This window comes from Azospira oryzae, from assembly GCF_004217225.1.
Taxonomy (GTDB): Bacteria; Pseudomonadota; Gammaproteobacteria; order Burkholderiales; family Rhodocyclaceae; genus Azospira; species Azospira oryzae.
This window is the reverse complement of record NZ_SHKM01000001.1, coordinates 1,503,149-1,528,757: the sequence shown is the minus strand read 5'-3', so window position 1 is coordinate 1,528,757 and position 25,609 is coordinate 1,503,149. Positions and strand designations below refer to the sequence as shown.

22 protein-coding genes are annotated in these 25,609 nt (G+C 68.1%); 15 read left to right on the top strand and 7 right to left on the bottom strand.

Annotation, left to right across the window (positions count from 1 at the left end):
• Positions 1-91: 91 nt before the first annotated feature.
• The 3 genes from EV678_RS06970 to EV678_RS06960 all read left to right on the top strand — a co-directional run bounded on the left by EV678_RS06970 (position 92) and on the right by EV678_RS06960 (position 3,364).
• Entirely contained in the window at positions 92-1,336 is a 1,245-nt protein-coding gene (locus tag EV678_RS06970) for a cation:proton antiporter (RefSeq protein ID WP_130458976.1), read from the top strand.
• Entirely contained in the window at positions 1,329-2,453 is a 1,125-nt protein-coding gene (locus tag EV678_RS06965) for a YbdK family carboxylate-amine ligase (protein ID WP_130458975.1), read from the top strand. The genes EV678_RS06970 and EV678_RS06965 overlap by 8 nt, the downstream gene beginning before the upstream one ends.
• A 131-nt stretch (positions 2,454-2,584) precedes the next feature.
• Positions 2,585-3,364 (top strand): gamma-glutamyl-gamma-aminobutyrate hydrolase family protein, encoded by a 780-nt coding sequence (locus tag EV678_RS06960; protein ID WP_130458974.1) that lies wholly within the window; start codon positions 2,585-2,587, stop codon positions 3,362-3,364.
• Between the two features lie 129 nt (positions 3,365-3,493).
• Here the strand turns inward: EV678_RS06960 and EV678_RS06955 are convergent, their stop codons facing one another.
• From EV678_RS06955 to scpB, 4 genes are all read right to left on the bottom strand, one after another.
• Positions 3,494-4,018, bottom strand: coding sequence for a hypothetical protein (locus EV678_RS06955; RefSeq protein ID WP_130458973.1), 525 nt, complete (start codon positions 4,016-4,018; stop codon positions 3,494-3,496).
• Between the two features lie 788 nt (positions 4,019-4,806).
• Positions 4,807-5,205: a hypothetical protein gene (locus tag EV678_RS06950; RefSeq protein WP_130458972.1), complete on the bottom strand. Its 399-nt coding sequence runs from the start codon at positions 5,203-5,205 to the stop codon at positions 4,807-4,809.
• A 34-nt stretch (positions 5,206-5,239) separates the two neighbouring features.
• Positions 5,240-5,632: a VOC family protein gene (locus EV678_RS06945; RefSeq protein ID WP_130458971.1), complete on the bottom strand. Its 393-nt coding sequence runs from the start codon at positions 5,630-5,632 to the stop codon at positions 5,240-5,242.
• 46 nt (positions 5,633-5,678) lie between these two features.
• Positions 5,679-6,515 carry a methylmalonyl-CoA decarboxylase gene (scpB, locus tag EV678_RS06940; RefSeq protein WP_235832415.1) on the bottom strand — a complete coding sequence of 279 codons (837 nt, stop codon included), beginning with the start codon at positions 6,513-6,515 and terminating at the stop codon, positions 5,679-5,681.
• 78 nt (positions 6,516-6,593) lie between these two features.
• On the opposite strand from scpB, the gene EV678_RS06935 reads away from it, so the two are divergent.
• The 5 genes from EV678_RS06935 to EV678_RS06915 all read left to right on the top strand — a co-directional run bounded on the left by EV678_RS06935 (position 6,594) and on the right by EV678_RS06915 (position 13,943).
• The gene (locus tag EV678_RS06935; protein WP_130458970.1) at positions 6,594-7,961 is read left to right on the top strand and encodes a citrate transporter; all 1,368 of its coding nucleotides are present in this window, start codon (positions 6,594-6,596) and stop codon (positions 7,959-7,961) included.
• 90 nt (positions 7,962-8,051) lie between these two features.
• On the top strand, positions 8,052-9,821 hold the full coding sequence (locus tag EV678_RS06930) for an ATP-binding protein (protein ID WP_130458969.1): 1,770 nt from the start codon (positions 8,052-8,054) through the stop codon (positions 9,819-9,821).
• The gene (locus tag EV678_RS06925; RefSeq protein WP_014238396.1) at positions 9,818-10,477 is read left to right on the top strand and encodes a response regulator transcription factor; all 660 of its coding nucleotides are present in this window, start codon (positions 9,818-9,820) and stop codon (positions 10,475-10,477) included. The genes EV678_RS06930 and EV678_RS06925 overlap by 4 nt, the downstream gene beginning before the upstream one ends.
• 196 nt (positions 10,478-10,673) lie before the next feature.
• Positions 10,674-11,942, top strand: a complete 1,269-nt coding sequence (locus EV678_RS06920) for a putative Na+/H+ antiporter (RefSeq protein ID WP_130458968.1) — start codon at positions 10,674-10,676, stop codon at positions 11,940-11,942.
• A 36-nt stretch (positions 11,943-11,978) separates the two neighbouring features.
• Positions 11,979-13,943, top strand: a complete 1,965-nt coding sequence (locus EV678_RS06915) for a monovalent cation:proton antiporter family protein (RefSeq protein WP_130458967.1) — start codon at positions 11,979-11,981, stop codon at positions 13,941-13,943.
• 21 nt (positions 13,944-13,964) lie between these two features.
• Here the strand turns inward: EV678_RS06915 and EV678_RS06910 are convergent, their stop codons facing one another.
• On the bottom strand, positions 13,965-14,666 hold the full coding sequence (locus EV678_RS06910) for a Crp/Fnr family transcriptional regulator (RefSeq protein ID WP_014238393.1): 702 nt from the start codon (positions 14,664-14,666) through the stop codon (positions 13,965-13,967).
• A 386-nt stretch (positions 14,667-15,052) separates the two neighbouring features.
• On the opposite strand from EV678_RS06910, the gene EV678_RS06905 reads away from it, so the two are divergent.
• A complete protein-coding gene (locus EV678_RS06905) occupies positions 15,053-15,964 on the top strand; it encodes a universal stress protein (RefSeq protein ID WP_014238392.1) in 912 nt (303 codons plus the stop codon).
• A 339-nt stretch (positions 15,965-16,303) separates the two neighbouring features.
• Complete coding sequence (locus tag EV678_RS06900) at positions 16,304-16,879, top strand: hypothetical protein (protein WP_130458966.1); 576 nt, start codon at positions 16,304-16,306, stop codon at positions 16,877-16,879.
• 79 nt (positions 16,880-16,958) lie between these two features.
• Here the strand turns inward: EV678_RS06900 and EV678_RS06895 are convergent, their stop codons facing one another.
• Entirely contained in the window at positions 16,959-17,609 is a 651-nt protein-coding gene (locus EV678_RS06895; RefSeq protein WP_130458965.1) for a class II aldolase/adducin family protein, read from the bottom strand.
• Positions 17,599-18,690, bottom strand: a complete 1,092-nt coding sequence (gene mtnA, locus EV678_RS06890; protein WP_014238389.1) for an S-methyl-5-thioribose-1-phosphate isomerase — start codon at positions 18,688-18,690, stop codon at positions 17,599-17,601. The genes EV678_RS06895 and mtnA overlap by 11 nt, the downstream gene beginning before the upstream one ends.
• A 196-nt stretch (positions 18,691-18,886) precedes the next feature.
• Here mtnA and EV678_RS16150 point away from each other — a divergent pair, with 196 nt between their 5' ends.
• The 5 genes from EV678_RS16150 to EV678_RS06870 all read left to right on the top strand — a co-directional run bounded on the left by EV678_RS16150 (position 18,887) and on the right by EV678_RS06870 (position 25,574).
• Complete coding sequence (locus EV678_RS16150; RefSeq protein ID WP_207222200.1) at positions 18,887-19,846, top strand: YXWGXW repeat-containing protein; 960 nt, start codon at positions 18,887-18,889, stop codon at positions 19,844-19,846.
• 254 nt (positions 19,847-20,100) lie between these two features.
• Positions 20,101-20,823 carry a DUF2325 domain-containing protein gene (locus EV678_RS06880; RefSeq protein ID WP_130458964.1) on the top strand — a complete coding sequence of 241 codons (723 nt, stop codon included), beginning with the start codon at positions 20,101-20,103 and terminating at the stop codon, positions 20,821-20,823.
• Positions 20,824-21,009: 186 nt separating this feature from the next.
• Entirely contained in the window at positions 21,010-22,164 is a 1,155-nt protein-coding gene (locus EV678_RS06875) for a pyridoxal phosphate-dependent aminotransferase (protein WP_130458963.1), read from the top strand.
• Between the two features lie 180 nt (positions 22,165-22,344).
• Positions 22,345-22,521 carry a hypothetical protein gene (locus tag EV678_RS16050; RefSeq protein WP_014238385.1) on the top strand — a complete coding sequence of 59 codons (177 nt, stop codon included), beginning with the start codon at positions 22,345-22,347 and terminating at the stop codon, positions 22,519-22,521.
• Between the two features lie 224 nt (positions 22,522-22,745).
• On the top strand, positions 22,746-25,574 hold the full coding sequence (locus tag EV678_RS06870; RefSeq protein ID WP_130458962.1) for a class I SAM-dependent DNA methyltransferase: 2,829 nt from the start codon (positions 22,746-22,748) through the stop codon (positions 25,572-25,574).
• The last annotated feature ends 35 nt before the right edge of the window (positions 25,575-25,609 follow it).

Here is a 25,609-nt window from a genome sequence, read left to right as displayed (position 1 = left end):
GCGCTGACCGCTCCTGCCCCATCGGGCAGGCCGCCCGGGCGCCGCATTGTTGAGACATTGCTGAACAGCCGTCCCATGGGAGCACCGCGCTATGGACGGAAACATCTCTTTCGCTTTTCTGCCGGCCCTGCCGCCGGCCCTGGGCCCCGCCGCCCTGTTCGGCAGCCTGCTGCTGGCCGGGCTGTTCGGCGGCGAGCTGGCCCGCCGCCTGAAACTGCCGCGCCTGCTGGGCTGGCTCCTGGCCGGCCTGCTGCTGGGCCAGGCCGGTCCCTGGCTGCCGCCGGGCTGGTCCCTGCATCCCCTGCTGGGGGAAACCCGGCTCTTCTTCGACGTGGCCGTGGGCCTGATCCTCTTCGACCTGGGCCGGCGCCTGGACCTGACCTGGTTCAAGCGGGACCGCTCCCTGCTGGCCGCGGCCCTGCTCGAATCGGCCCTGGCCTTCGCCGCCATGGCCGGGGTGCTGTGCCTGTTCGGCTTCACCCGGGTGGAGGCGGGCCTGGCGGCGGCCATCGGCCTGTCCACCTCGCCTGCCGTGGTGCTGCTGGTGGCCCGGGAATTCCGGGCCGAAGGCCAGGTGACGGAGCGCACCCTGGCCCTGGTGGCCATCAACACCCTGCTCGCCTTCCTCACCGCCACCACCCTGCTCTCGGTGGCCCATGCGGAAAATGCGGCGCCCTGGCACAAGACCCTGCTGCATCCCCTCTACCTGCTGCTGGGTTCGGTGCTGCTGGGCAGCCTGGCCGCCCGCCTGGTGCTGTGGGGCGCCCGCCTGCTGGGCAAGGGGCCTGAATCCAAGTTCTCCCAGTTCATCCTCCTGGCCGGCATGCTGCTGGCGGCGGTGGGCCTGGCCCACGCCTTCCAGCTGTCGGTGTTCCTGGCCCTGCTGGTGTTCGGCCTGGCCTGCCGCCAGTGGGACAGCCGCTACGCCCTGCTCAGCGTGGACCTGGGGGGCGCCGCCCAGCTCTTCTACATCGTCCTTTTCGTCCTCACCGGGGCCAGCCTGCCCCTGACGGCGGTGCTGGCCGCCGGCCTGCCGGTGCTGGCCTATCTGGCGGCCCGCAGCCTGGGCAAGGCGGCCGGGGTCATGCTCACCGCACCTTTCTCCCGCATTACCTGGCGCCAGCATGCCTGGCTGAGCCTGGCTTTGCTGCCCATGTCCGGGGTGGCCATCGCCCTGGTGCACGACCTCACCAGCCTCTATCCCCAGTTCGGCGAACGGTTGGGCAACCTGGTGCTGGCGGCGGTGGTGCTGCTGGAATTCCTCGGCCCCCTGGCTGTGCAGGCGGCTTTCAAGGGCGCCGGCGAGAGCCGGCCGGAAGGAGACGAGCATGCTTGAGTTCAAGTCCGTCAGTCCCTACACCCTGGGGGTGGAGCTGGAACTGCAGGTGATCAACCCCCATACCCAGGACCTGACCCGGGGCGGCCCGGACCTGCTGCGGGCCCTGGAGAAGGTGGCCCACCCGGGGGAGATCAAGCCCGAGATCACCGAGAGCATGATCGAGCTCAACAGCAGCCCCCACGCCCGCCACGACAGCCTGCTGGAGGAGCTGCACGCCATGCGCGACGCGGTGGTGCATACCGCCGGCAGCCTCAACCTGGCCATCGCCGGCGGCGGCACCCACCCTTTCCACCGCTGGCACGAGCGGCGCATCTTCCCCACCGAGCGCTTCCAGCAGTTGTCCAGCCTCTACGGCTACCTGGCCAAGCAGTTCACCGTCTTCGGCCAGCATATCCACGTGGCCTGCGAGTCGGGGGACGACGCGGTGTATCTGACGCATCAGCTGTCCCGCTACATTCCCCACTTCATCGCCCTCTCGGCGGCCTCGCCCTTTTCCCAGGGGCAGGACACCTCCTTCGAGACCTCGCGTCTGCACGCCGTTTCCGCCTTTCCCCTCTCCGGCCACATGCCGCCGGTGAGCACCTGGGCCGGCTTCGAGGAGTTTTTTGCCAAGATGCTGGGCTACGGCATCATCGGCAGCATCAAGGACTTCTACTGGGACATCCGCCCAAAGCCCGAATTCGGCACCGTGGAGGTGCGCATCTGCGACACCCCCCTGGAGGTGGATACGGCCGCCGCCCTGGCCGCCTTCGTCCAGGCCCTGGCCTTCTGGCTGCTGGTGGAGCGTCCCTACCCGGCGGACCGGGTGGAGGAGGGCCTGTACCTGGTCTACGGCTACAACCGCTTCCAGGCCACCCGCTTCGGTTTCGACGCCACCCTGGTGGACCCGCGCAGCCAGCAGAGCCTGGTGCTGCGGGACGACCTGCTGGCCACCCTGGAGCGCCTGCAGCCCTTCGCCGACATCCTCGGCAGCCGCGCGCCCCTGGCCCGGCTGGCCGCCATGGCCGGCAGCGGCGCCAACGGCAGCGCCTGGCTGCGGGCCCGGCACGAGGAAAGCGGCGCCCTGGAGGACGTGGTGCGCCACTCGGCCCGTTGCTGGGCGGGGGGCGTGTAGCGGGTGTATTGAAAATGCTTTTGCCACAGAGGGCACAGCGTTCACCGAGAGGGGCCTGGTTTGCGGCGTGCTCCCGGGCGCTTGTCCTTGCTGCGGCAATGCCCTGAAACCCGGATCGAAAGGAGCCAGACATGGCCAAGCGCACCGTCAAGATCGGCATTTCCGCCCGCCTCTACCATCCCCAGCCCGAGAGCGTCGGCCTGCTGGGCAAGACCCTGCAGTACCTGGAGCAGTCCGTGGCCCACTGGGTCATGTCCCGGGACGTGCTGGTGTTCATGGTGCCCTCCATCGTCCAGGACAGCCCCATGCAGCGCAGCAACATGCGCCTGGCCGACTACGTGGGCGCCCTCGACGGCCTGGTGCTGCAGGGCGGCACCGACCTCTCGCCCCTCAGCTACGGCGAGGAACCCCTCAAGCCCGAATGGGCCGGCGACCGGGTGCGGGACGCCTACGAGATGGAACTGCTGCACGAGTTCATGGAGGCGGGCAAGCCGGTGCTGGGCATCTGCCGCGGCCTGCAACTGATCAACGTGGCCCTGGGGGGCAGCCTGCACCAGGACATCCCCAGCCTGGTGGAAGACGCCATCGCCCACGAGGCCCCCGAATACGACCGTCACACCCACCCGGTGCAGTTCGCCGAGGGCGGCCTGCTGGCCAGGCTCTACCCGGAGCAGACGGGCGGCCAGGTGGTTTCCATCCACCACCAGGCGGTCAAGGTGTTGGGCAAGGACCTGACGGTGGAAGCCACCGCCGCCGACGGCCTGGTGGAAGCCGTGCGCTGGACCGGTCGGGGCTTCGTGGTGGGCCTGCAATGGCACCCGGAATTCCACACCCCGGGCAAGGGCGAACTGCTGGACGGGGAGCCGCTGCTGCAGGCATTTCTGGACGAAGCAAGAAAGCGGCGGTGGTAGCGGGCTGTTATCGATCGTCGGCAGACGTCGCCAACATTGGAACGCGGATGGACATGACCGTGAAGTCGGGGAGCGCGAACCGTCGATGGTCGGCCCCCCTCTCCCAACTGCAATGTGGGACCTTCGCCACTACTTCTCGAAGGTTCCGAGCTTTGACGGGCCGTGCAGTTCGATCTTCTCTCCTACGGTCTTACCCGTTCCTTCCTCTTCGATCCAAACGGCTGAATAGTTTTCTCCCAATTCGCCACGGACCACGTAGTGACGATATGTCTCTGGAGCGAAAGTGACCTTGCCGGTAACTTGATAGACGGTGTTCGTGAGAGCCAGGATCGGTGCAGCATATTCTGTCCGTCCAACGAGGGTGAACGTTGCCTTTTGAGCTGGAACGTTTCTTTCGATAACCTCCGGGACCATGTTGAACCCGCGCCCACGATTGACGGTAAGCGTTCTAATTCTGCTGTCTTCAATCCGCCTTCCGTCTATTTCGGAGATGTAGAAAAAATCCGCCTTGCTTTGGCTGGCCGGTTTGACCGAGTCCTTAATGATGGCCACGGGGCCGGAGTAGCCCTCCGGTACGGGCGGCGCGAAAGAGGCGCACCCTGAGAGGAGGGTAATGGCACCACTGAGGGCAACAAGATGGCGGCTTACGAGCATTTGACTATCCCCGTTGTTCTAAACGCATTGTGTGTGAATGACATGCCTCCACCAGACGAGCCGTACTGGTAGGGCGTGGTCTGAAACTCATGGCTAAAAGCACTGCCATTGCAAAGCTGCTCAGCACGGGCAATGAATCCGCGTTCGACCTCGATGCTCTTATGACGCCCGGCTCCGTTTGCGATGAGCTTGTACTGACGGGGGCCGACCTCCAGCACCTCGTAGTGCATCATCGCGCCCTCGAACCAGACGGAATTTGGATTCGACGCGCATGCGGAAAGGAGGAGGAGGGGGAAAAGCAATAGACGACATGACGACATGCGGATTCCTGGAGTCTGTGACGTTGAAGGTAAGGAGTTGCGGCGTAAAAGAGAATGAACGGAGAAACCACGCCGGTTCCGCAGCCTGTCGTGACCGGAGGGGTAAGCATAGTGTTCCTAAATATTGCAGGGTTTCTCCGATTCGTAGCGGAGCGGCTAGTAGCTGTGATTTTTCTTAATCGTTTGTTTTGACGTGAATCCATGGGTGTATGGGGCTGTCCCTAAATGCCCAGCCCTACCCTGAATGTATTCAAGCGTGCCAATGGCATTATACGGCAGGTGTGATTAGCTTGATTTGTAGTTGCTCCTGACAGGCTGCAGCCACCATCTCCCAAGTTCTTTTCCCGCTGCCCGGCCCTACTGCCCCGATAAATCGGCTTGCGCTTTTGCCTGAAGGCGTGGATGTCTGCGACGTGGTCGGTGCCCTTGTACGTTCCTGATGCGACTGATACCTCGCTGCTGCAAGGCTTACCTGAGTTTCAAGGCGTAATAGATGCCGACGCCTGCAAGCAATGCCCAGAAATAGACGTTCTTCGATAGCAGAAGGGGCCAGTAGAAAGTGACCCATAGGCCTGTGAGCAATGTTCTTTCTACCCCCGTCGGCAGTTGGCGCGTCTTGGCCAACCACTCATGTTCCATTTCGAACCGGCAGAAAACTGGGTGGCTCCAGAAAACGATGAGGACGCCCCACCAAGCGCCCAGGAGGAGCAGGGCCGCCAGACCAATCCCCAGTCCGAGTTGCAACGAGACTGTCAAAGCAATAAAGAGAACAACCGCGGCGAAGCCGTAGACAATGCCGGCATGCAGCGTCTGATATTTCCGACGTTCCGCTTCGGGGCGCGGAGACTGCCTGGGATTTGTTTCCATTGGATCAGGCGATATGGATTCGGGCGCTGGGGCACTAACGCTTGATGGCCGTACACAACTCCACCAGAGTCCCCTCCGGGCAGCGGACGAAGGAGACGGTCTGGCCCCAGGGGGTGGTGCGCGGCGGCGTCAGGCCGGTGGCGCCCTCGGCCAGGGCCTGGGCGTAGGCGGCAGGCACGTCTTCCGTGAAGAGGCCGATCTCGAAAGCGTGATGCTGGGGCGATGGCGGCGCCGTCACGCATTCCGGGGGCAGCAGGTCCGCCATCAGGCCGTGGCTGGCGAAGGCGATGCAGGTGGCGCCGGCCTCCAGCTCCCCGTAGACGCCCGTTGCGTCGATGAAGCGCCGGTGCAGGCCGAAGGCCCTTTCCCAGAAGGCCATGGAGGCCGGTACGTCGGCGACGTAGATGATGGTGTAACCGAATTTCACGCTTTGTCTCCCCTTCGCGGCCCGATTGCCGGAAGCCTAATCCTACCTACTGCCCCCGATAAATCGGCTTGCGCTTCTGCTTGAAGGCGTGGATGCCTTCGGCGTAGTCGGCGCTGTTGTACACCACCCGGCGCAGGCCCTGGATGCGTTCGAAATCCTGGGGGGAGAGGGCGTGGGCGCCGGCCAGGATGCGCAGCTGTTCCTTGATCACGGAGATGGAGAGGGGGGCGTTGTGGGCCATGCCCTTGGCCAGCTCATGCACGAAGGCGTCGATCTCGGCGGCGGACACCAGGTGGTTGATGACGCCCTGGCGTTCCAGGCGGGCGGCGCCCATGGGGCTGCCGGTGAACAGCAGTTCCTTGGCCAGGTGCAGGGGCAGGGCGTTGAGGAAGGTGAGCAGGCCGGTGGCGTTGTAGGGCACGCCGAGCTTGGCCGGGGTGGCGGCGAAGGTGGCTTCGGGGGTGGCGACGATGAGGTCGCAGGCGAACACCAGTTCGCAGGCGCCGCCCCAGACGCTGCCGCCCACCTGGGCGATGACCGGGCCGGGGAAGGCTTCGATCTCCCGGATCACCATGCGCAGGGAGTCCTTCCAGCCCAGGGGGTCGTGGCCGCCGGTGGGCAGCTCGTCCACGCTGTGGCCGGCGGACCACACCTTGGCTCCCGGCTGGCCCCGGATCACCGCGACCCGGGCCCCTTCCTGGGTGAACAGGGCGAGGGCGGCGGCGATTTCGCCGGTCATGGCTTCCGACAGGGCGTTGCGCTTGAAGTCGTAGTTGAAGGTGATGCTGCCGATGCCTTCGGCGAGGTGGGCGTTGATGAGGGACATGGGGCGGGTGGTGGAAGACGATGTCCTATTGTGCGCCAGAATGCGGCGTTGCAGCATGGGGCTAAGTGTTTTCCCCTAAGGGGGAGGCCGCGGGGCGAATGTTAGAATCCGGCCCACAAAAATCTGGAGGATTCCATGCTGTCGACCCTGTCCCGCCCGGGAGCGCGCTCCCTCGGCCTGCTGGCCCTGTGCCTGGCTTTTCCCCTCTCCGCCTGGGCCGACGGCCCGGTGCTGGTGGCCGGCATTCCCCTGGACTTCATCCTGTTCGGCCTGACCCTGCTGGGCGTGGCCCTGTTCCACAACTACACCCTCTACGTCGGCCTCACCGGCGTCACCGTGATCAGCCTGTACAAGATCTTCGTCACCGGCTTCAAGACCGGGGTCGGCTTTGCCGGCTTCGCTGCCCACCTGGGCCACGAGTTCGTCACCCTCTCCAACCTGCTGTGCCTGCTCATGGGCTTCGCCCTGCTCTCGCGCCACTTCGAGAAGAGCCACGTGCCGGTGATCCTGCCCAAGTACCTGCCGGGCGAGTGGAAGGGCGGTTTCGTGCTGCTGGTGATGGTCTTCGTGCTGTCCTCCTTCCTCGACAACATCGCCGCGGCCCTCATCGGCGGCGCCATGGCCCACCAGCTGTTCCGCGGCAAGGTCCATGTGGGCTACCTGGCCGGCATCGTCGCCGCCTCCAATGCCGGCGGCTCCGGCTCCGTGGTGGGGGATACCACCACCACCATGATGTGGATCGACGGCGTGCCGCCCCACATCGTGCTCGACGCCTACGTGGCGGCCATCGTCGCCCTGCTCATCGTCGCCTTCGTCGCCTCCAGGCAGCAGCATGCCTACTCCCCCATCATCAAGGGCGGCCACCAGCACACCAAGATCGACTGGGCCCGGGTCGGTATCGTCGGCATGATCCTGGCCTTCGCCATCGGCGCCAACGTGCTGGTGAACATCAACTTCCCCGAGGAGGCGGACCACTTCCCCTTCATCGGCGTCGCCGTGTGGCTGGCCATCCTCATTTCCACCTCCATCCGCCGGCCCGACTGGGAAGTGCTGCCGGAAACCTTCAAGGGCTCCATCTTCCTGCTCTCCCTGGTCACCTGCGCTTCCATGATGCCGGTGGAAGAGCTGCCCGGCGCCTCCTGGCAGACCGCCCTGGGCCTGGGCTTCGTTTCCGCCGTCTTCGACAACATTCCGCTGACGGCCCTGGCCCTCAAGCAGGGCGGCTACGACTGGGGCTTCCTGGCCTACGCCGTGGGCTTCGGCGGTTCCATGGTGTGGTTCGGCTCCTCCGCCGGCGTGGCCCTCTCCAACATGTTCCCCGAGGCCAAGTCCGTGGGTAACTGGCTGCGCCACGGCTGGCACGTGGCCCTGGCCTACGTGGTCGGCTTCTTCGTCCTGCTCACCGTGCTCGGCTGGCATCCGGACGCGGACCACAAGGCGCCCGCCGCCGTGGAAGCGGCAGCCGCTGCCGCCGTTCCGGCCGAGGCCGCCGCCAAGCCCTAACTTCTGATTCAGGGCCGGTCCGGGACCAAGGTTCCGCGGCCCTCTCCGGACACCCATGCCCGACAGCGCCGTCCCGTGCGCTGCTCGGGCATGGTGCTTTTACGGGTGCGTACTGCGCCGCACGGGGGATGCGTCCGGCATTTCCGCTGGCGGCGTGTCGTGACAAATCCGTACGTACCCCGGCAGACCCAGTCCTGGCCTGTTTTCAGGCATGATCCGGGTATGACTTTTGCCCGCTTTTTCCACCTGCCCGTTCCCCCTGCGCTGAACCCGAGTCGGGTTGCGGCCGTAGGGTGCGTCTACGTGCTGCTTTACCTCCTGCTGGACTGGGTCAGCTTCATCCACCCCCTGCCGGCCTTCGAGGTGACGCCCTGGAATCCTCCCCCGGGACTGACCCTGGCCCTGCTGCTGGCCTTCGGCCTGCGTTTCTGGCCCCTGGCCTTTGCCACCGTGTGGTGCGGCAATGTGCTGGTGCACGGCATGGCCGCCCTGTCCGTGGAAACCCTGCTGCTCACCGGCATCACTGCCGGCGGCTACGGCCTCATGGCAGCCCTGCTGCACCGGGTCGGCGCCGCCGACATCCGGGACCGGGGCGCGCTGCCCCGTTTTCTCGCCGTCCTCGCCGGCACTGCCCTGCTCCTGGGCGGGCTCTATCTGCTGGTGGTCAGCGCCTTCCTGCCCGACAGCCAGCGCGGCTTCCTCTACGCCCTGGTGCGTTTCTGGGTGGGGGATGCCATCGGCGTCCTGGTCAGCGCCCCCCTGATCCTGGTGCTGCTGCGCCCGGGGGACTGGAAATTCCTGGAGACCCGGGAATTCACCCTGCAGTGCCTGGCGGTGATGCTCTCCCTGTGGGTGGTGTTCGGCCTGCCGTGGACCGACGAATTCAAGTATTTCTACCTGCTGTTCCTGCCCCTCACCTGGATTTCCCTGCGCCACGGTCTGGAAGGCGCCTGCCTGACCCTGGCCATGATCCAGGTGGGCCTCATCGTCAGCGCCCAGTGGCTCGGCTACAAGGGCGGCACGGTGCAGGAGATGCAGTTCCTCATGGCCTCCCTGGCCATCACCGGCCTCACCCTGGGGGTCACCTCCAGCGCCCGCAAGGTGGCCGAGAGCGAACTGAAGCGGGCCCTGCGCCTGGCGGCGGCCGGCGAGATGGCGGCGGCCCTGGCCCACGAACTGAACCAGCCCCTCACCGCCGTGGCCAACTACGCCCGGGCCGGCCAGCTGATGCTGGAGGCGGGGCGGGGCGGCGAGCTGTCCGACGTGCTGGACAAGGTGGCGGCCGAGGCCCGCCGCGCCGGCGCCGTGGTGCGCCGCCTGCGGGACTTCTTCAAGACCGGCCACACCCGGCGCGATCCGGTGCCGATCCTGCCCCTGGTGGTGGAAACCATCGGCGAGGTTGAGGAACGGGCCAAGCGCCAGGCCTGCCGCCTCGAATACGCCATCCCGGCCGACCTGCCGCCGGCCCGGGGCGACGGGGTGCAGCTCCAGGTGGTGCTGCGCAACCTGCTCATCAACGCCCTCGACGCCGTGTCGCCGGAAAGCTTCGGCCGCAGCACCGACGAGCCGGTGGTGAGCCTGGCCGCCCACCGGGAAGGCAACGAACTGCAACTGGTGGTGCAGGACAACGGGCCGGGCATCCTGCCCCAGTTCCGCGAACGCCTGTTCGAGCCCTTCGCCACCAGCAAGCCCACCGGCATGGGCCTGGGCCTGGCCATCAGCCGGGCCATCGTCGAGGCCCACGGCGGCCGCCTGTGGGCCGAATCGCCCAGCGCCGGCGGCAGCCGTTTCACCATCGCCCTGCCGCTGCACCATTCCGTTTATTCCGTAAAACCGCTGCCTGTGAAAGGAGCCCCATGAATCTGAGCATTCCTCCCAACGCCCCCACCGTCTATGTGGTGGACGACGACGCGGCCATCCGGGATTCCCTGGGTCTGCTGCTCAACCTCAAGGGTTACCGGGTCCAGGCCTTCGGCTCCGCCGAGGACTACCTGGCGGCCGTCGATCCCGACGCCCCCGGCTGTCTCATCGCCGACGTGCGCCTGCCCGGCATGGACGGCCTCTCCCTGCAGGCCACCCTGGCGGAGAAGGGCATCCAGCTGCCGGTGATCGTCATTTCCGCCCACGGCGACGCCTCCACCGCCCGCACCGCCTTCAAGGCCCAGGCCGTGGATTTCCTGGAAAAGCCCATCGACGACAACCAGCTGTTCAACGCCGTCGCCACCGCCCTGGCCCTGGACACTGCCCGCCGCAAGGAGGCCGCCACCGGCGCCGAGATGCGCGACCGCCTGGAGCGCCTCTCCCGGCGCGAGCGGGAGGTGATGCGCCTGGCCGCCGCCGGCAAGCCCAACCGGGAAATCGGCGAGGTGCTCGGCATCAGCCCCCGCACGGTGGAGGTGTACAAGGCCCGCATGATGGAAAAGCTGCAGGCCCGCAACCTCTCCGAGCTGGTGCGCATCGTCGTCCAGTTCGACAACGAGGTGCCGCCCCCGGCGCCGGACGAAGAGGCCGCCTGATGGCCCGGCGTGTCCCTAGGGTTGGCCGCGTCGTTGGTCGGCCGTACGCTGAACGGCGAATTACCGCCGGGGGCGGTCGCGCCTATGATGCCCAGGCTGGATTCAGCAACAATCCTGTTGGACACCCACTCGTGTCGCCCGCTGCGTCGTCATCCGCAGCGGGCGTTTCTTTTGCCCCGCGCCCGGACCTGCCCTGATGTCGGCCCTCGCCCCCACTCCCGTTGAAATCGCCGCCACGGTGCTGTTCGCCCTGGCCATCGTGCATACCTTTTCCACCAAGTACTTCGAACACCTGGCCCACACCCAGCCGGCCCATGCCGGCCTGTGGCACCTGCTGGGCGAGGTGGAGGTGGTGTTCGGCTTCTGGGCCATGGTGCTGGTGCTGGTCATGGTTGGCCTGCAGGGCACCGGGGAGGCGGTGACCTACCTGGAATCCTGCAATTACACGGAGGCCCTGTTCGTCTTCGTCATCATGGTCATCGCCGCCAGCCGGCCCATCCTGGCCCTGGCCGGCCACAGCGTCCGCGCCGCGGCGCGAACGCTGCCCCTGCCGGACAGCGTCGCCACCTTCTTCGTCATTCTCTTCCTGGTGCCCCTGCTCGGCTCCTTCATCACCGAGCCCGCCGCCATGACCCTGGGGGCCCTGCTGCTGCGGGACCGCTATTTCGCCCGACCCGTTTCCAGCCGCCTCAAGTACGCCACCCTGGCGGTGCTGTTCGTGAACATTTCCATCGGCGGCACCCTGACCCCCTTCGCCGCGCCGCCGGTGCTGATGGTGGCCGGCAAGTGGGGCTGGGACCTGGCCTTCATGGCCAGCACCTTCGGCTGGAAGGCCGCCATCGCCGTCGGCATCAACGCCCTGGTGGTGACCTTCGTCTATCGCCGGGAGCTGGTCAGCCTGTGCGGCGCCGTCGAGGGCGAGGCCGCCCCCGCCGTGCCGGCCGGCATGGTGCTGGTGCATCTGGCCTTCCTGGTCGGGGTGGTGGTGTTCGCCCACCATCCGGCCGTGTTCCTCGGCCTGTTCCTCTTTTTCCTCGGCTTCTGCGAGGCCTACAAGCACCACCAGGACCGCCTCATCCTGCGGGAAGGCCTGCTGGTGGCCTTCTTCCTGGCCGGCCTGGTGACCCTGGGCGGCCTGCAGAAGTGGTGGCTGCAGGACGTGCTGGCGGGCATGGCGCCCACCGTGCTGTTCTTCGGCGCCACCGCCCTCACGGCCCTCACCGACAATGCGGCCCTGACCTACCTGGGTTCCCTGGTGGAGGGCGTCACCCCGGCCTTCCAGTACGCCCTGGTGGCGGGGGCCGTCACCGGCGGCGGTCTCACGGTGATCGCCAACGCCCCCAACCCGGCGGGCTTCTCCATCCTCAAAGGCACTTTCCACGAGCAGGCCATCAGCCCCATCGGCCTGCTGCTGTGCGCGTTGCCGCCTACGTTGGTGTCCGTCCTGGCCTTCCAGCTTCTATAATCCGCCCCAACCCATTATTCGGAGCCGGAGTCCGCCGTGACCGACTCACTGTTCAGCGTCGTCCTCCTGCTCTCCCTGGCGGTGTTGTTCGTCGTCGTCGCCAAGCAGCTGCGTCTGCCCTCCCTGCTGGCCTACCTGGCCATCGGCCTCATCGTCGGTCCCTACGGCTTCGGCCTCCTGGCGGAGAGTGAGGAGGCCAGCCACTTCGCCGAGTTCGGCGTGGTCTTCCTGATGTTCTCCATCGGCCTGGAGTTCAGCCTGGCCCGGCTCAAAGCCATGCACCGCCTGGTATTCGGCCTGGGCGGCGCCCAGGTGGGGGTGACCCTGGTGGGCACCACCCTGGTCACCATCCTCTACTACGGCCAGGACTGGCGCATCGGCCTGGCCGTCGGCGCCGCCTGCGCCATGTCCTCCACCGCCATCGTCAGCAAGCTGCTCTCCGAGCGCCTGGAGCTGCATTCCCAGCCCGGGCGCCAGACCATGGCCGTGCTGCTGTTCCAGGATCTGGCGGTGGTGCCCCTGCTGATCATCATTCCCGCCCTGGCCGCCGACGCCAAGGGCATGGCCGGCGCCATTTCCATGGCCCTGGGCCAGGCCGCCCTGGCCCTGGCGGCCATGATCCTGGTGGGGCAGCGCCTGATGCGCCGCTGGTTCGACGCTGTGGCCCGACAGAAGTCCCCCGAGCTGTTCATGCTCAGCGTGCTGTGGATCGTGATCGGCCTCTCCGCCCTGACCGCCTGGGCCGGCCTCTCCCTGGCCCTGGGCGCCTTCATCGGCGGCATGCTCATTTCCGAGACCCTCTACCGGCACCAGGTGGAGGCCGACATCCGGCCCTTCCGCGACGTGCTGTTGGGCCTCTTCTTCGTCACCATCGGCATGCTGCTGGACCTGCACTTCGTCCTGCAGAACCTGCCGGCGGTGCTGCTGGCCCTGGCCCTGCTGGTGCTGGCCAAGGGCGGCATCGTCTTCCTCATCACCCTCCTGATGCGCAATTCGCCGGAAGTGGGGGCCCGCACCGCCATCCAGCTGGCCCAGGCCGGCGAGTTCGGCTTCGTGCTGCTGGAACTGGCCCGGGACAACAAGCTGCTGCCCACCGACGTGTTCCAGGTGACCATGGCGGCCATGCTGCTCTCCATGTTCATCGCGCCCCTCCTGATCGGCCAGGCCGGCCGCTGGAGCAAGCACCTGTCGCGGCAGGAATGGAGCGACCGCACCCGCATGATCCACGAGGTGGCGGTGCACGCCATGGGCATCGAGCAGCACGTGATCCTCTGCGGTTTCGGCCGTACCGGCCAGAGCGTGGCCCGCTTCCTCGACCTGGAGAGCATTCCCTTCATCGCCCTGGATGTGGACGAGGCCCGCATCCGCCAGGCGGTGGAGGCGGGGGAGAACGTGGTGTACGGCAACGCCGACCGCCGCGAGATTCTCAAGGCGGCGGGCCTGGACCGGGCCCGGGCCCTGGTGGTGACCTACGCCGACCTGCCGGCGACGGAGAAGGTGCTGCATCTGGTGCGGGAGTTGCGGCCGGACATGCCCATCATCGTCCGCGCCCAGGACGACCTGCACCTGGAACATCTGAAGAGTCTGGGGGCCACCGAAGTCATTCCCGAAGTGCTGGAAGGCAGCCTGATGCTGGCGGCCCAGACCCTGACCCAGCTCGGCGTGCCGGTGGAGCGGGCCCTGGAACAGGTGCGGGAAGTGCGGGCCCACCGCTACACCGCCCTGCGGGCCTTCTACCGGGGCGAGAGCGACCGCCTGCAGCGCATCTCCCAGGAGAAGCTGGCCTGCGTCATCGAGCAGCAGGCCTACGCCGTCGGCCGCAGCCTGGCCGAGCTGGACCTGGGCCGCTTCGGCGTCGAGCTGGAAGCCCTGCGCCGGCACCGGGTGCGGGACGAGGCGCCCCTGCCGGAGACCGTGGTGCAGCCCGAGGATGTGTTGATTCTGGTGGGAACCAGCGAGGCCCTGTCGGCCGCCATGCACTTCATTCTCGACGGCAAGTAGCCGTCGTTCCCGCCGCCATCCCTAGGACTTGCGGCAACCCTCGCACAGGGCGCCCTCGAAGCGGCTCAGGTCGCCGATCTGCAGGCCGCCATGGGTGCGCTGCACCACTCCGCTCTGCAACAGCCGCCGCGCCGCCCGGGACAGGTGGCCGGCGCTGCAGCCCAGACGCCGGGCCAGCACCTGCATGGGCAGGGGGCCGTGGCCGGGATGGCGCTCGGCGCTTTCGGACTGGCAGCTCTCGCCGCAGATGAGATAGCACAGCAGCCGTTCCGCCACCGGGCGCGAGAGGGTGTGCTCCCGTTCCTGTTCCAGGTGGCAGATGCCGGAGGCCAGGCGATTGGCCAGGGCGCGGCGGAAATCGGGGCAGGAGAGGATCCAGCGGTCCACCAGTTCCGGATTGACGGCGATCACCGCCGAGCGGGTCAGGGCCCGCACCTGGTAACCGCCCGGGGCCTGGGGCAGCAGGCATTCCAGGCCGAAGATGTCGCCGCTGCCCATCAGGCGCAGGGAGCGTTCGCCGCCGTTGGCGTCCCGCACCATCAGTTCCAGGCGGCCGTGCTGGACGCAGTAGAGGCCGCCGTTGTGGCCCTGGCTGTCGAGGCCGATGGCGCCCGGCTCCCACATCTGCACGCGCACGTGACGCTCCGCCGTTTCCCTCTCCGTCTGGGCCAGTGCGGCCCCGAACAGCTCGTCGTCGATGACGGGCCGGTGGTTCTGGTGCATGGGATTCCCCTCCCTTTGCTTGTTTGACAGTCGCTATGACGGAAAGCTAGCACACCAACCATGCCAAATATATTGCGTAACGTGACGTACGTCACGTTTTTCTAGGTGCCATGAAAGGCCCAAGGGACGGGCATCTTCACCGGGGGTGCCTCGAATGCCGCAATTCTGGCCGCTCTCCCGGCAGAGGGGCCGGGGAACATTCATTGTAGACATTCCCAGGCCGATGCCAAGGCGCCATCCGCCCTCGCCGAACCTTTGCCTCGGTGTCGGTTCGGGGCTGCCCCGGCTGGGGCCGTGCCGGACTGTGCAATGGTCCTCCCGCCGCTAGAATTTTGCCGTCGGCATGTTCCCGCTGGACTGCCTCCCTTCGCTCCGGAAAACCGCCCATGAACGCCCCCGTCAACGCCTTGCGCCATCTGCTCATCGCCACCGACTTTTCCGCCGCCGCCGACCGGGCCCTGGCCCGGGCCGCCCAGCTGGCGCGGCAGCGGGGCGCCCGCCTGACGGTGCTGCACGTCATTCCCCAGGGGCCCCTGGACCTGGCCCGGCGCTTCGCCATGCAGGCGCCGGAGGCGGCCGAGGCCGAGGCCCGCCGCGGCGCCCGTCAGGAGCTGGAGGAGCGCCTCTCCCGCCTGCCCGAGCTGCCGCCCCATCAGGTGGAACTGCGGGTCGGCCGGCCGGGGGCGGAAATCGCCAAGGCCGCCGGCGAACTGGGGGCCGACCTGATCGTCCTCGGCGCCCACGGCGAACGCTTCCTCAAGGAAGTACTGCTCGGCTCCACGGTGCACAAGGCCCTGCGCCTGGCCCCCTGCCCGGTGCTGGTGGTGAAGCAGGCCGCCGCCGGCCCCTACCGGCGGGTGCTGCTGCCCACCGACTTCTCCGCCAATGCCCGCACCGCCGCCGCCATCGCCCGGGCCTTTGCCCCCGAGGCGGACCGGGAATTCCTGCACGTCTATGAAGCCCCCTTCGAGCGCCAGATGTACTTCGCCGGCGCCCGGGACAGCACCCTGGATTTCTACCGCCACAAGGCCGAGAGCGACGCCCGGGAAGCCATGGGCCGCTTCGTCGCCGAGCTGGGCTGGCAGGACGGCCCGGCCCCGGGCACCCGCCTGCGCCACGGCTACGCCCCGGCGGAAATCGAGCGGGTGGTGCAGGACTTCAGCTTCGACCTGATCGCCCTGGCGACCCAGGACAATTCCGAACTCACCGCCGCCCTCCTGGGCAGCGTCAGCCTCCACGTCATCGAGGAAATCCAGTGCGACCTGCTGGTGGTGCGGGGCATGGGCGCTCCGGACTGAATCCCGTCCTGGCTTCTGTCGCGGTGGCGGGATGAGGGCGGCGCCGCGGGCGCCTTCGGCGTTTGCGGCAGACATGGCGCCCCAGGCCGGCCGCGGCCGCGATGGCCGGCGACGGGTGCCTGTTCCGTCGCTTCCTCCCGGCCGCGGCGCTCCGCTGCCCGGCTGTCGCTGCAGCGTTCACGCTCTCGTCAGGGGCGCGCGGAGGGCCTATAGTGGCGCCTGGCGCCGCTGCCGGGTGGTTCGCGGCTCTGCCGCCGGCGAGCTTTGCTGGCGGCGTGCCCGGCCCGCGAATTTTCCCGTTTCCCTTTTTTCCGCCCAGCTTCCACCTGAGCCCGCCCCATGAGCCTGCCCTTCAAGCCCTCCACCGCCGCTTCCCGCCGTGCCCGGGAAACTGCCGAGGCGGCACCGGCCAAGGGACCGAGCCCGGCCCTGCGCATCGCGCTCTTTCTCGGTGTCTTTTATCTCTTCGTCTGGCCGGCCCTGGCCCTCTATCTGCTCACCCTGGCGGTGGGCGGGGCCTGCCTGTTGCCGGGGGTGACGGGCTGCGAGGCTTTCCTGGCCCTGGATTCGGCCCTGCCGGCCTGGGCGGCGCGCAGCCTGGGGGGGCTGCTGTTGCTGGCCCTGGCCCTGTCCTTCCTGGTGCCGGCGCCCCGGGGCAGCTGGCGCCGACCGGCCCTGTGGTCCTTCCGCAGCGTCTGCGGCCTGGCGCCGGCGGTCATCGGCGTGGCCGACATGAGCGTGCCGGTGCCGTTCCCCGTGGCCTGGCTGGTGGGCATGTTCCAGCCCGGGAGCCTGGCCCTGTCCCTGCGCCTGTGGGCGGCGAGTCTGCTGCTGGTGGGGTTGCTGGTGCCGACCTGGTTGCTGCTGGGGCGGATCTGGCGTCGGGGACGTCGCCCTGCCAGGGGTCGCTCCTAGCAATCTTCTTCAGGTAGGGTGCCCGGGGATGGGCGTCCCTGCTGCCTTCCAGGCGACCCCGTTGTTGAGTTCCGACCCTTCAGGTCTGTTTGCCGTAGGTGGCGAATTTGCCCAGGGCCTCGGCCATCTGTTCCGTGTCGAGCAGCATCGGCGAGCCCAGCTGGCTGGCGCGCCAGAACTGCTCGCTGAGGCTTTCCAGTTCCACTCCCAGGGCCAGGGCCTCGCCCAGATCCTTGCCGCAGACGATCATGCCGTGGTTGGCCAGGAGGCAGCCCTTGCGTTCTTCCAGGGCGGCCAGGGCGGTGTCGGAGAGGGCCTGGGTGCCGAAGGTGGCGTAATCCGAGCAGCGCACCGTGTCGCCGCCGAAGCGGGCGATCATGTAGTGGAAGGGGGGAATGTCCCGGCGCAGGCAGGCCAGGGAGGTGGCGAAGGGGGAATGGGCGTGCAGCACCGCGCCCGTCTCCGGCCGGGCGGCGTAGATGTCCCGGTGGAAGCGCCATTCGGAAGAGGGCAGGCGGCGCCCCACGTGGCTGCCGTCCGCCAGTTTGACGAAGGGGACGTCCTCCGCCTGCAGGCTGTCGTAGCTCATGCCGGTGGGGGTGACGTAAAAGCCGTCCACCCCGTCCAGCTTGGCCCGCAGGCTGAGATTGCCGGCGGTGCCCCGGTTGAGGCCCTCCGCCGCCATGCGGTGGGCGGCGGTGATGAGGCTCTGGCGCGGATCAGCGGGCATGGTCCTGTTCCTCCGGATAGAGGCCGAAGATGCCGTCGGCGCTGGCCGGGCAGGCGCCGCGCTCGGTGATGAGGGCGGCCACCAGGCCCGCCGGGGTGACGTCGAAGGCCGGGTTGGCCACGGCCTCGGCGGCGGCGATCTGGCGGATGGAGCCGGGGCTGCCGGCGCCGTCCAGGCCGTGCACCAGGCGCAGCTCGTCGCCTTCCCGCTCCTCGATGGGAATGGCGGCGCCGCCGGGGCAGGCGAAATCCAGGGTGGAACGGGGTGCCGCGACATAGAAGGGCACGCCCGCTTCCCGGGCCGCCAGGGCCTTGAGATAGGTGCCCACCTTGTTGGCCACGTCGCCGTTGGCGGCGATGCGGTCGGCGCCGACGATCACGGCATCCACCTCGCCCCGGGCCAGCAGCAGGCCGGCGGCGTTGTCGGCGATGAGGGTGTGGGGCACGCCCTTCTGGGCCAGCTCCCAGGCCGTCAGCAGGCCCTGGTTGCGGGGCCGGGTCTCGGAGACCCAGACATGCACCGGCAGGCCGGCGGCGTGGGCGGCATAGACGGGGGCGAGAGCGGTGCCGTGTTCCACCGTGGCCAGCCAGCCAGCGTTGCAGTGGGTCATGATCTCCAGCCGTCCCCGCTTTTCCGCCAGGGGCCGCAGCAGTTCCAGACCATGCTGGCCGATGCGGCGGTTCTGTTCCGCGTCCTCGTCGGCGATGGCGGCGGCTTCGGTCCATGCCGCTTCGGCCCGGTCTTCCTGGGGCAGCAGGCGCAGCAGGGCCTGCATGCGGTTGAGGGCCCAGTGCAGGTTGATCGCCGTCGGTCGGGTGGCGCCCAGGGTGGCCACGGCCTGGCTCAGGGCGGCGTCGGAGGCGTCCCGCTGCAGGGCCAGGGCGACGCCGTAGGCGGCGGTGGCGCCGATCAGGGGCGCGCCCCGCACCTGCATGGCGCGGATGGCGTGGGCCGCCTCTTCCAGGGTGAACAGGCGCAGGGTGCGGAAATGATGGGGCAGGGCCGTCTGGTCGATGATGTCCACGGCGCAGGTGCCGGGCACGGGCCAGAGGGTGCGGGAGGGGAGGGTGGTTGGGCTCATGGGGCGATTCTAGGCCAAGGCGGCGGGCGGCCCAAGCACGGCGACGCCACGGCCCGGTCCAGGGGCCCGCGGCAAGATTGGGTAAAGGCAGTTGCAACAATTCGTAAGGCCCGGGGCAACGGGTCGGCGGTGCCTGCCGCTGCCGCGTTAAAGCCGGCAACAGCGCTTTTTTCCAACGCCCCATGAGGCAGGCACCATGAAACGCAAACTCTGGCTTTCCCTTCTCTTCGCCGCCGTGGCCGGCCTGGCCGCCTGTGCCGTCGAGCCCGTCAGCCGTCCCTACTACGGCGAACCGGTGCGCATGGCGCCGCCGCCGCTGCGGGTGGAAGTGATGGGGGCGCCGCCGGTGGTGGGCTATGTCTGGATCGGCGGCTACTGGAACTGGATCGGCGTGCGCTACGTCTGGGTTCCGGGCCGCTGGGAGGCGCCCCGCCCCGGCTATCGCTGGGTGCCGCGCCAGTGGGAGCGGGACGGCGACCGCTGGCAGCCCCGGGGCGGCCAGTGGGAACGGCATGATGAACCCATGCGCGATTCCCCCCGGGAGCATCGCTGGGAATCCCCGGCCCCGCCCCGGCCCCAGGCCGTGCCCCAGCCTGCCCGCCCCGGTGCCGACGGCCAGGGCCGCCCCGGTTACGGCTACGGCGGCAACGACGTCTCGCCCCGGCGCGACCGGGACGGCGCCGGCGGCTGGGACGGCCGGCAGGACCGGGACCGGGACGGCATCCCCGACGGCGTCCCGGGTCGCGACCGCGATGGGCGCCGCGGCAACCAGGATGGCGGCTGGGGCGACCGCAATGACCGGGGTGACGACAGCCGCCGCGGCACCCCGGGCAACGGCGTCGCCCCCCAGGAGCGCAACCGGCCCGCTACCGACAGCAGTGTCGAGCAGCGCCGCCTGACGCCCCTGGACCGGGACAGCGGCTACCGTCGCGAAGAGATCCGCAGCGCTCCGCTCCAGCCCCGGGGCCAGTCCGGCCAGCCGGGCGGGGAGCGCAGCATGGGCCGGGACGGCGGCGGCCGCAGCGCCGACGGCGGCAGCTCCGGCGAGAGCCGGGCGACCCCGCCCCGGGGTGGCGATGGCGGCGAGCAGCGCCAAGGCAACTCCTGGGGCGGCGGCCGGCGCAACGATCGGCCGGGCGGCGACGGCGACCGCTGAGCCCTGGCCGCGGCGATGCGGCAATACGGGCGTCCCCAGGGGCGCCCTTTTTTATGTCCTGTAAAAGTCAGTTGTTGCGAGTCGTTCGCGTTTACATGGGGTGGAGACTGTACTAGGATGACGCCATGGCGCCTCGCCGGGCGCCCCTGCCGCCGCCGTCTGGCGGGCAGCCCGGGGCGGCCGGCTGGGCCGCAAAACGGGCCGGCGGACGCCGCCCCGCGCCACCCTCCATCCACCTCTCCTGGGAGCCGACCATGGCCCATCTGCCTGCCGATCTTCCGCCCCTGCCCGGCGCTACTGCCGACGCCGCCATTTTTCCGGCCGGCCCCGGCCGTTCTGCCCCGCCCTGCGAGCGCAGCGTCCTGCTGCGCTACCTGGGCCAGGTGCAGCAGCGGGTGGGGCGGCAGTTCGAGGAGCTGCGTGCCGAAGTGCACAGCGAACTCCAGGCGGAACTGCAGGCCGAGCACGACGCCGAGCGCCGGGCCCTGGCGGCCCTGCTGGCAGCGCGGGACGACCAGCTGCTGGCCCTGCACGGCCAGCTCATGGTGCGGGACACGGCCCTGGAACTGCTGCGGGAGGAACTGGCGGAACTGCGCCGCCAGGTGCCGGGTCTGGCCGGGCGGCAGGAGCTGGTGCGCCTGCTGGACATCCAGGCCGAGCGCATCGTCGCCCTGGAGCGGGAGCGCAACGCCGCCCTGTGGCGGGCCGAGCGGGAAAGCCTGCGGGCCAGGGAAGCGGCCGCCGGGCCGGGCACCGTGGCCATCCTCTCCGCCGACCTGGTGGCGGCCCTGCCCGGCGAGGCCCAACTGACCGAGGCCCTGGCGGCGGCCGACCTGGTGCTGTGCCAGACCGGCTGCCTCAGCCACGACGACTACTGGCGGGTGCAGGACTACTGCGCCCGCAGCGGCAAGCGCTGCCTGCTGCTGGCCAAGGAGGATGCTCCGGCTCCCGCGCCGGCCCGGGCCGCGGCGGACTGAGGCGTTCCGGGGCAGCCCGGCCCCATCAAGGCAACCCGCCGCGAACCGGGAAGGCGGGCCGGGCGCCGCCCAAACCTCCGGCAGGCCCGCCGTCGCCTTCCCACTGCAGCAGGCGATGGTCCCAGGTGCCTATTCCGGCGAAAGGGCCTAAACTTCCGCTTCCCCAAGCCTCAAGTCCCGATTTCCATGCCCCAATCTCCCGTCGCCATCGACTCCAAGCTGCCTTGGGTCGGCACCACCATTTTCACCGTAATGAGCAAGCTGGCCGCCGAATGCGGCGCCATCAACCTGTCCCAGGGCTTCCCCGACTTCCAGGCCGACCGCAGCCTGTTCGACGCCGTGCATCAGGCCATGCTCGACGGGCGCAACCAGTACGCCCCCATGACCGGCCTGCCGGAACTGCGCCAGGCCATCGCCGCCAAGGTCCAGGCCCTCTACGGCACCGCCTACGATGCCGAGAGCGAGATCACCGTTACCGCCGGCGCCACCCAGGCTCTGTTCACCGCCATCGCCGCCTTCGCCGGCCCGGGGGACGAGGTCATCGTCTTCGCCCCGGTGTACGACTCCTACGTGCCCGCCATCGAGACCGTGGGCGCCAAGGCCATCTACGCCAACCTCCGCTACCCGGACTACAAGCCCGACTGGAACGAGGTGCGCGCCCTGATCACGCCCCGCACCCGCATGATCATCGTCAACACCCCCCACAACCCCACCGGTAGCCTGCTCGACGCCGCCGACCTGGAGGCCCTGGCGGAACTGACCCGCGACACCAATATCGTGGTGCTGGGGGACGAGGTGTACGAACACATCTGCTTCGAAGGCGAGCACCAGTCCCTGGCCCGCCACCCGGAGCTGGCCGCCCGCAGCCTGATCGTCTCCAGCTTCGGCAAGACCTACCACATCACCGGCTGGAAGATCGGCTACTGCTACGGCGCCGCCGCCCTCATGGCCGAGTTCCGCAAGGTGCACCAGTTCAACGTATTCACCGTGCACGCCCCCTCCCAGGTGGGCCTGGCCGCCTTCATGGCCGACCACTCCCGGCACCTGCAGCTGGCCGAGTTCTACCGGCAGAAGCGGGACTTCTTCCGCCAGCAGCTGGCCGGCACCAAGTTCGAACTGCTGCCCAGCCGCGGCACCTACTTCCAGCTGGCCCGCTATGACGCCATCTCCGATCTGCCCGATACCGAGTTCGCCCAGTGGCTGACCCGGGAAGTGGGGGTGGCGGTGATCCCCGTCTCCGTCTTCTACCCGGACGGCCGGGACGACAAGGTGGTGCGCTTCTGCTTCGCCAAGCAGGAATCCACCCTGGCCGCCGCCGGCGAAAAGCTGCGCGGCATCTGAGCCGGGCACGGCCCGGAGCGCCATCGGCGGGCCGGCGGCAGCTCCCGGTCCCAAAGAAAAAGCGCGGCAATCGCCGCGCTTTTTTCATGGCCGGGGAATTTTCCGCCGCCCCGGCGGTCTTTGCAGCGGGCCGGCGCCACAGCCGGCGTCTCGATCAACCGCAACATCAGGAGCATCCCCATGCGGGTACAGGAAAATCCGGCCGACATCGGCCGCTGCGGCTGCGGCCGCCGCGAATACTGCGACGGCAGCCACGGGCTGAGCGAAGCCCAATGGCAGGAACTGCGGGCCAAGGAACTGGCCGAAGAAGCCGCATGGAAGCGGGCCGCCGGCAAGACGGAAGACGCCGGCAAGTGATTCCGTAATCCGCCTGGTCTGGGGGCCAGGCGGGACGCCATTCTTCGGCTTGTGTGTCTGGAGAGTGGCGTGGATGCTGGCCTTCACGGCATCGACAAGGCGCAGTCAAGGCTGCGCCTTGCGCTTTGAGGCAGCGGTAATCGAGTTCGGCGCGCCGGCTTGATTCCAATCGCATCGTGCCGATGCCACAATGGCATCTTTACGACCGACCTTCCCCCGCCCCCATGACGCCCGAACAGTTCATCGCCCGCTGGAAAGACAACAAACTCTCGGAGCGGGCCGGCGCCCAGGCCCATTTCGACGACCTGTGCGAACTGCTGGAGGTGGACAAGCCCCGGGACCCGGACAACTACTGCTTCGAGCGCGGCGCCAAAAAGGCCGGCGGCGGCGACGGCTGGGCCGACGTATGGAAACGGGGGCACTTCGGCTGGGAAAACAAGAAGCCCGGGCGGGACCTGGAGAAGGCCCTCAAGCAGCTCACCGACTACGCCCTCCAACTGGAGAACCCGCCCCTGCTGGTGGTCTGCGACCGGGAGCGCATCGTCATCCACACCGCCTTCACCGGCTACCCGGACGAACCCAGGGAAATCCGCATCGAGCAGCTGGTCACGCCCGAAGCCCGGCAACTGCTGCGCTGGGTGTTCACCGAGCCGGAGAAGCTGCGCCCCGAAAAATCCACTGCCGCCATCACCGCCGCCGCTGCCGGCCAGTTCGCCGGCCTGGCCAAGGCCATGCGCCAGCGGGGCGAAGACGGCCAGCGGGTGGCCCACTTCCTGGTGCAGTGCCTGTTCTGCATGTTCGCCGAAGACGAAAGCCTGCTGCCCGCCGGCATCTTCACCGACCTGCTGAAAAACGCCGGCCAGGATGCGGAAAAGGCCCGCCGCCGCATTGCCAAGCTGTTCCAGGCCATGCAGCAGAAAAATGGCGAATACGGCGACGCCGACATTCCCTGGTTCAACGGCGGCCTCTTCAAGAGTATCGACATCCCGCCCCTGGAGCCGTCCGATCTGGCCGGGCTCCATGCCGCCGCCGCCGACATGGACTGGCGCGCCATCGACCCCACCATTTTCGGCACCCTCTTCGAGCGGGGCCTGGACCCGGCCGCCCGGGCTCCCCTGGGCGCCCACTACACCGACACCGGCACCATCGAAAAACTCATCCGCCCCCTCATCAGCGAGCCCCTGCTGGCCGAATGGGCGGCGGTCAAAGCCGAGATTGCCGCCAAGCCGAAAAAGGCCAAGGCCGCCTACCAGACCTTTCTCCTGCGCCTCAACCACTTCCGCGTGCTGGACCCGGCCTGCGGCTCCGGCAACTTCCTCTACCTGGCCTTAAAAGCCCTGCGCGACGTGGAAAAGCGCGCCCATGTGGAAGCCCAGGAACTGGGCCTGCCCGCCGAACTCTCCATGCAGACCGGCCCCCACAACATCCTGGGGCTGGAGATCAACGAATTCGCCGCCGAACTGGCCCGGGTCACGGTATGGATCGGCGACATCCAGTGGTGCCGCCGCAACGGCTACGCCCACGCCACCAACCCCATCCTCAAGCCCCTGGACGGCATCGTGCACCAGGATGCCCTGATGAATGCAGACGGTAGCGAAGCGGAATGGCCCCAGTGCGATGTTATCGTCGGCAATCCTCCTTTCCTCGGCACCAAGAAGCAGTGGAGCGAACTCGGGCGTGACTACACGGATCGCTTGCGGCAACTCTATGATGGCCGTGTTCCAGGTTTTGCCGATCTGGTGCTTTACTGGTTCGAGAAGGCCCGGGCCCAGATTGAGGCAGGAAGGCTGACTGTTGCGGGGCTGGTGGCCACCAACTCCATCCGCGGCGGTGCCAATCGCAAGGTGCTGGATCGGATCGTGGCGAGTACTCGAATTTTTGAAGCCTGGGGTGATGAAGAGTGGGTCAACGAAGGTGCCGCTGTACGGGTATCTCTGGTCTGCTTCGGTAATAGCGACCAGCCGGCACAACTGGATGGGGTGGCGGTGGCAAAGATCAATGCCGACCTCACCTCCGGTAGTGCTTTGTCCAAGGCAACCAAACTGGCAGAAAACACCAACTGCGCTTTTGTTGCCACCGTAAAGGCCGGGCCTTTCGATATTCCCGGGGACGTCGCACGCGACTGGCTCAAGATACCCAATCCCAATGGACGGCCGAATAGCGATGCGGTCCGTCCCTGGTCAAACGGCATGGACGTGACGCGCCGTTCCTCTGATAAATGGATCATCGACTTCGGCGTGGATATGTCCGAGGCCGACGCAATGCTCTATGAAGTTCCATTCGCGCATGTGCTCGAACAGGTCAGACCAATGCGAGAGAAAAGTAATCGAGCCGCTTATAAGACTCGATGGTGGCGTTTGGCCGAGCCCATTCCCAAAATGCGAACTGCGCTTATTGGCCTGAACCGCTTTATTGCCACTCCGGTTGTAGCGAAGCATCGCTTGTTTGTCTGGATGGACTCGCGTGTCCTGGCTGACCATCAGCTAATTGCAATAGCCCGCTCCGACGACCTTACCTTCGGCATTCTCCACTCCCGTTTCCACGAACTATGGTCCCTGCGCCTGTGCACTTGGCTGGGGGTGGGCAACGATCCCCGCTACACCCCCACCACCACCTTCGAGACCTTCCCCTTCCCGGCCGGCATGACGCCACGGGACACGGCGCCCCGGACGGGGCAGGGCACGCCGCCCTGTCTGGCGGGGGAGGTGGCGGCGGAGCGCATTGCCGCCGCCGCCCGGTGCCTCAACGAGCGGCGGGAGGCCTGGCTCAATCCGCCGGAGTGGGTGGATTGGGTCATCACGCCGGAGGAAGAAAAGGCCGGCTTTCCCAAGCGGCCGGTGGCCAAGCCGGGCCATGAGGCGGACCTCAAGAAGCGCACCCTGACCAATCTCTACAACGCCCGCCCGGCCTGGCTGGATCTGGCCCACCGGGAGCTGGACGCGGCCGTGGCCGCGGCCTACGGCTGGACCGACTACACGCCGGAAATGGCGGAAGAGGAAATCCTGCGCCGCCTGCTGGCCCTCAATCTGGAGCGGGCCGCGGCTGCGGCATAAGACTGTGGCCGCCGCCCCAATCGGCAGCGCCTTGT

Coding starts and splice junctions, on each gene's coding strand:
- EV678_RS06925 (WP_014238396.1), top strand. CDS start 9,818: ATGAATCTGAGCATTCCTCCCAACGCCCCCACCGTCTATGTGGTGGAC.
- EV678_RS06955 (WP_130458973.1), bottom strand. CDS start 4,018: ATGCTCGTAAGCCGCCATCTTGTTGCCCTCAGTGGTGCCATTACCCTC.
- EV678_RS06875 (WP_130458963.1), top strand. CDS start 21,010: ATGCCCCAATCTCCCGTCGCCATCGACTCCAAGCTGCCTTGGGTCGGC.
- EV678_RS06930 (WP_130458969.1), top strand. CDS start 8,052: ATGGTGCTTTTACGGGTGCGTACTGCGCCGCACGGGGGATGCGTCCGG.
- EV678_RS06910 (WP_014238393.1), bottom strand. CDS start 14,666: ATGCACCAGAACCACCGGCCCGTCATCGACGACGAGCTGTTCGGGGCC.
- EV678_RS06970 (WP_130458976.1), top strand. CDS start 92: ATGGACGGAAACATCTCTTTCGCTTTTCTGCCGGCCCTGCCGCCGGCC.
- EV678_RS06895 (WP_130458965.1), bottom strand. CDS start 17,609: ATGCCCGCTGATCCGCGCCAGAGCCTCATCACCGCCGCCCACCGCATG.
- EV678_RS06900 (WP_130458966.1), top strand. CDS start 16,304: ATGAGCCTGCCCTTCAAGCCCTCCACCGCCGCTTCCCGCCGTGCCCGG.
- EV678_RS06960 (WP_130458974.1), top strand. CDS start 2,585: ATGGCCAAGCGCACCGTCAAGATCGGCATTTCCGCCCGCCTCTACCAT.
- EV678_RS06950 (WP_130458972.1), bottom strand. CDS start 5,205: ATGGAAACAAATCCCAGGCAGTCTCCGCGCCCCGAAGCGGAACGTCGG.
- EV678_RS06880 (WP_130458964.1), top strand. CDS start 20,101: ATGGCCCATCTGCCTGCCGATCTTCCGCCCCTGCCCGGCGCTACTGCC.
- EV678_RS06905 (WP_014238392.1), top strand. CDS start 15,053: ATGAACGCCCCCGTCAACGCCTTGCGCCATCTGCTCATCGCCACCGAC.
- EV678_RS16150 (WP_207222200.1), top strand. CDS start 18,887: ATGAAACGCAAACTCTGGCTTTCCCTTCTCTTCGCCGCCGTGGCCGGC.
- EV678_RS16050 (WP_014238385.1), top strand. CDS start 22,345: ATGCGGGTACAGGAAAATCCGGCCGACATCGGCCGCTGCGGCTGCGGC.
- EV678_RS06870 (WP_130458962.1), top strand. CDS start 22,746: ATGACGCCCGAACAGTTCATCGCCCGCTGGAAAGACAACAAACTCTCG.
- EV678_RS06935 (WP_130458970.1), top strand. CDS start 6,594: ATGCTGTCGACCCTGTCCCGCCCGGGAGCGCGCTCCCTCGGCCTGCTG.
- scpB (WP_235832415.1), bottom strand. CDS start 6,515: ATGCTGCAACGCCGCATTCTGGCGCACAATAGGACATCGTCTTCCACC.
- mtnA (WP_014238389.1), bottom strand. CDS start 18,690: ATGAGCCCAACCACCCTCCCCTCCCGCACCCTCTGGCCCGTGCCCGGC.
- EV678_RS06965 (WP_130458975.1), top strand. CDS start 1,329: ATGCTTGAGTTCAAGTCCGTCAGTCCCTACACCCTGGGGGTGGAGCTG.
- EV678_RS06920 (WP_130458968.1), top strand. CDS start 10,674: ATGTCGGCCCTCGCCCCCACTCCCGTTGAAATCGCCGCCACGGTGCTG.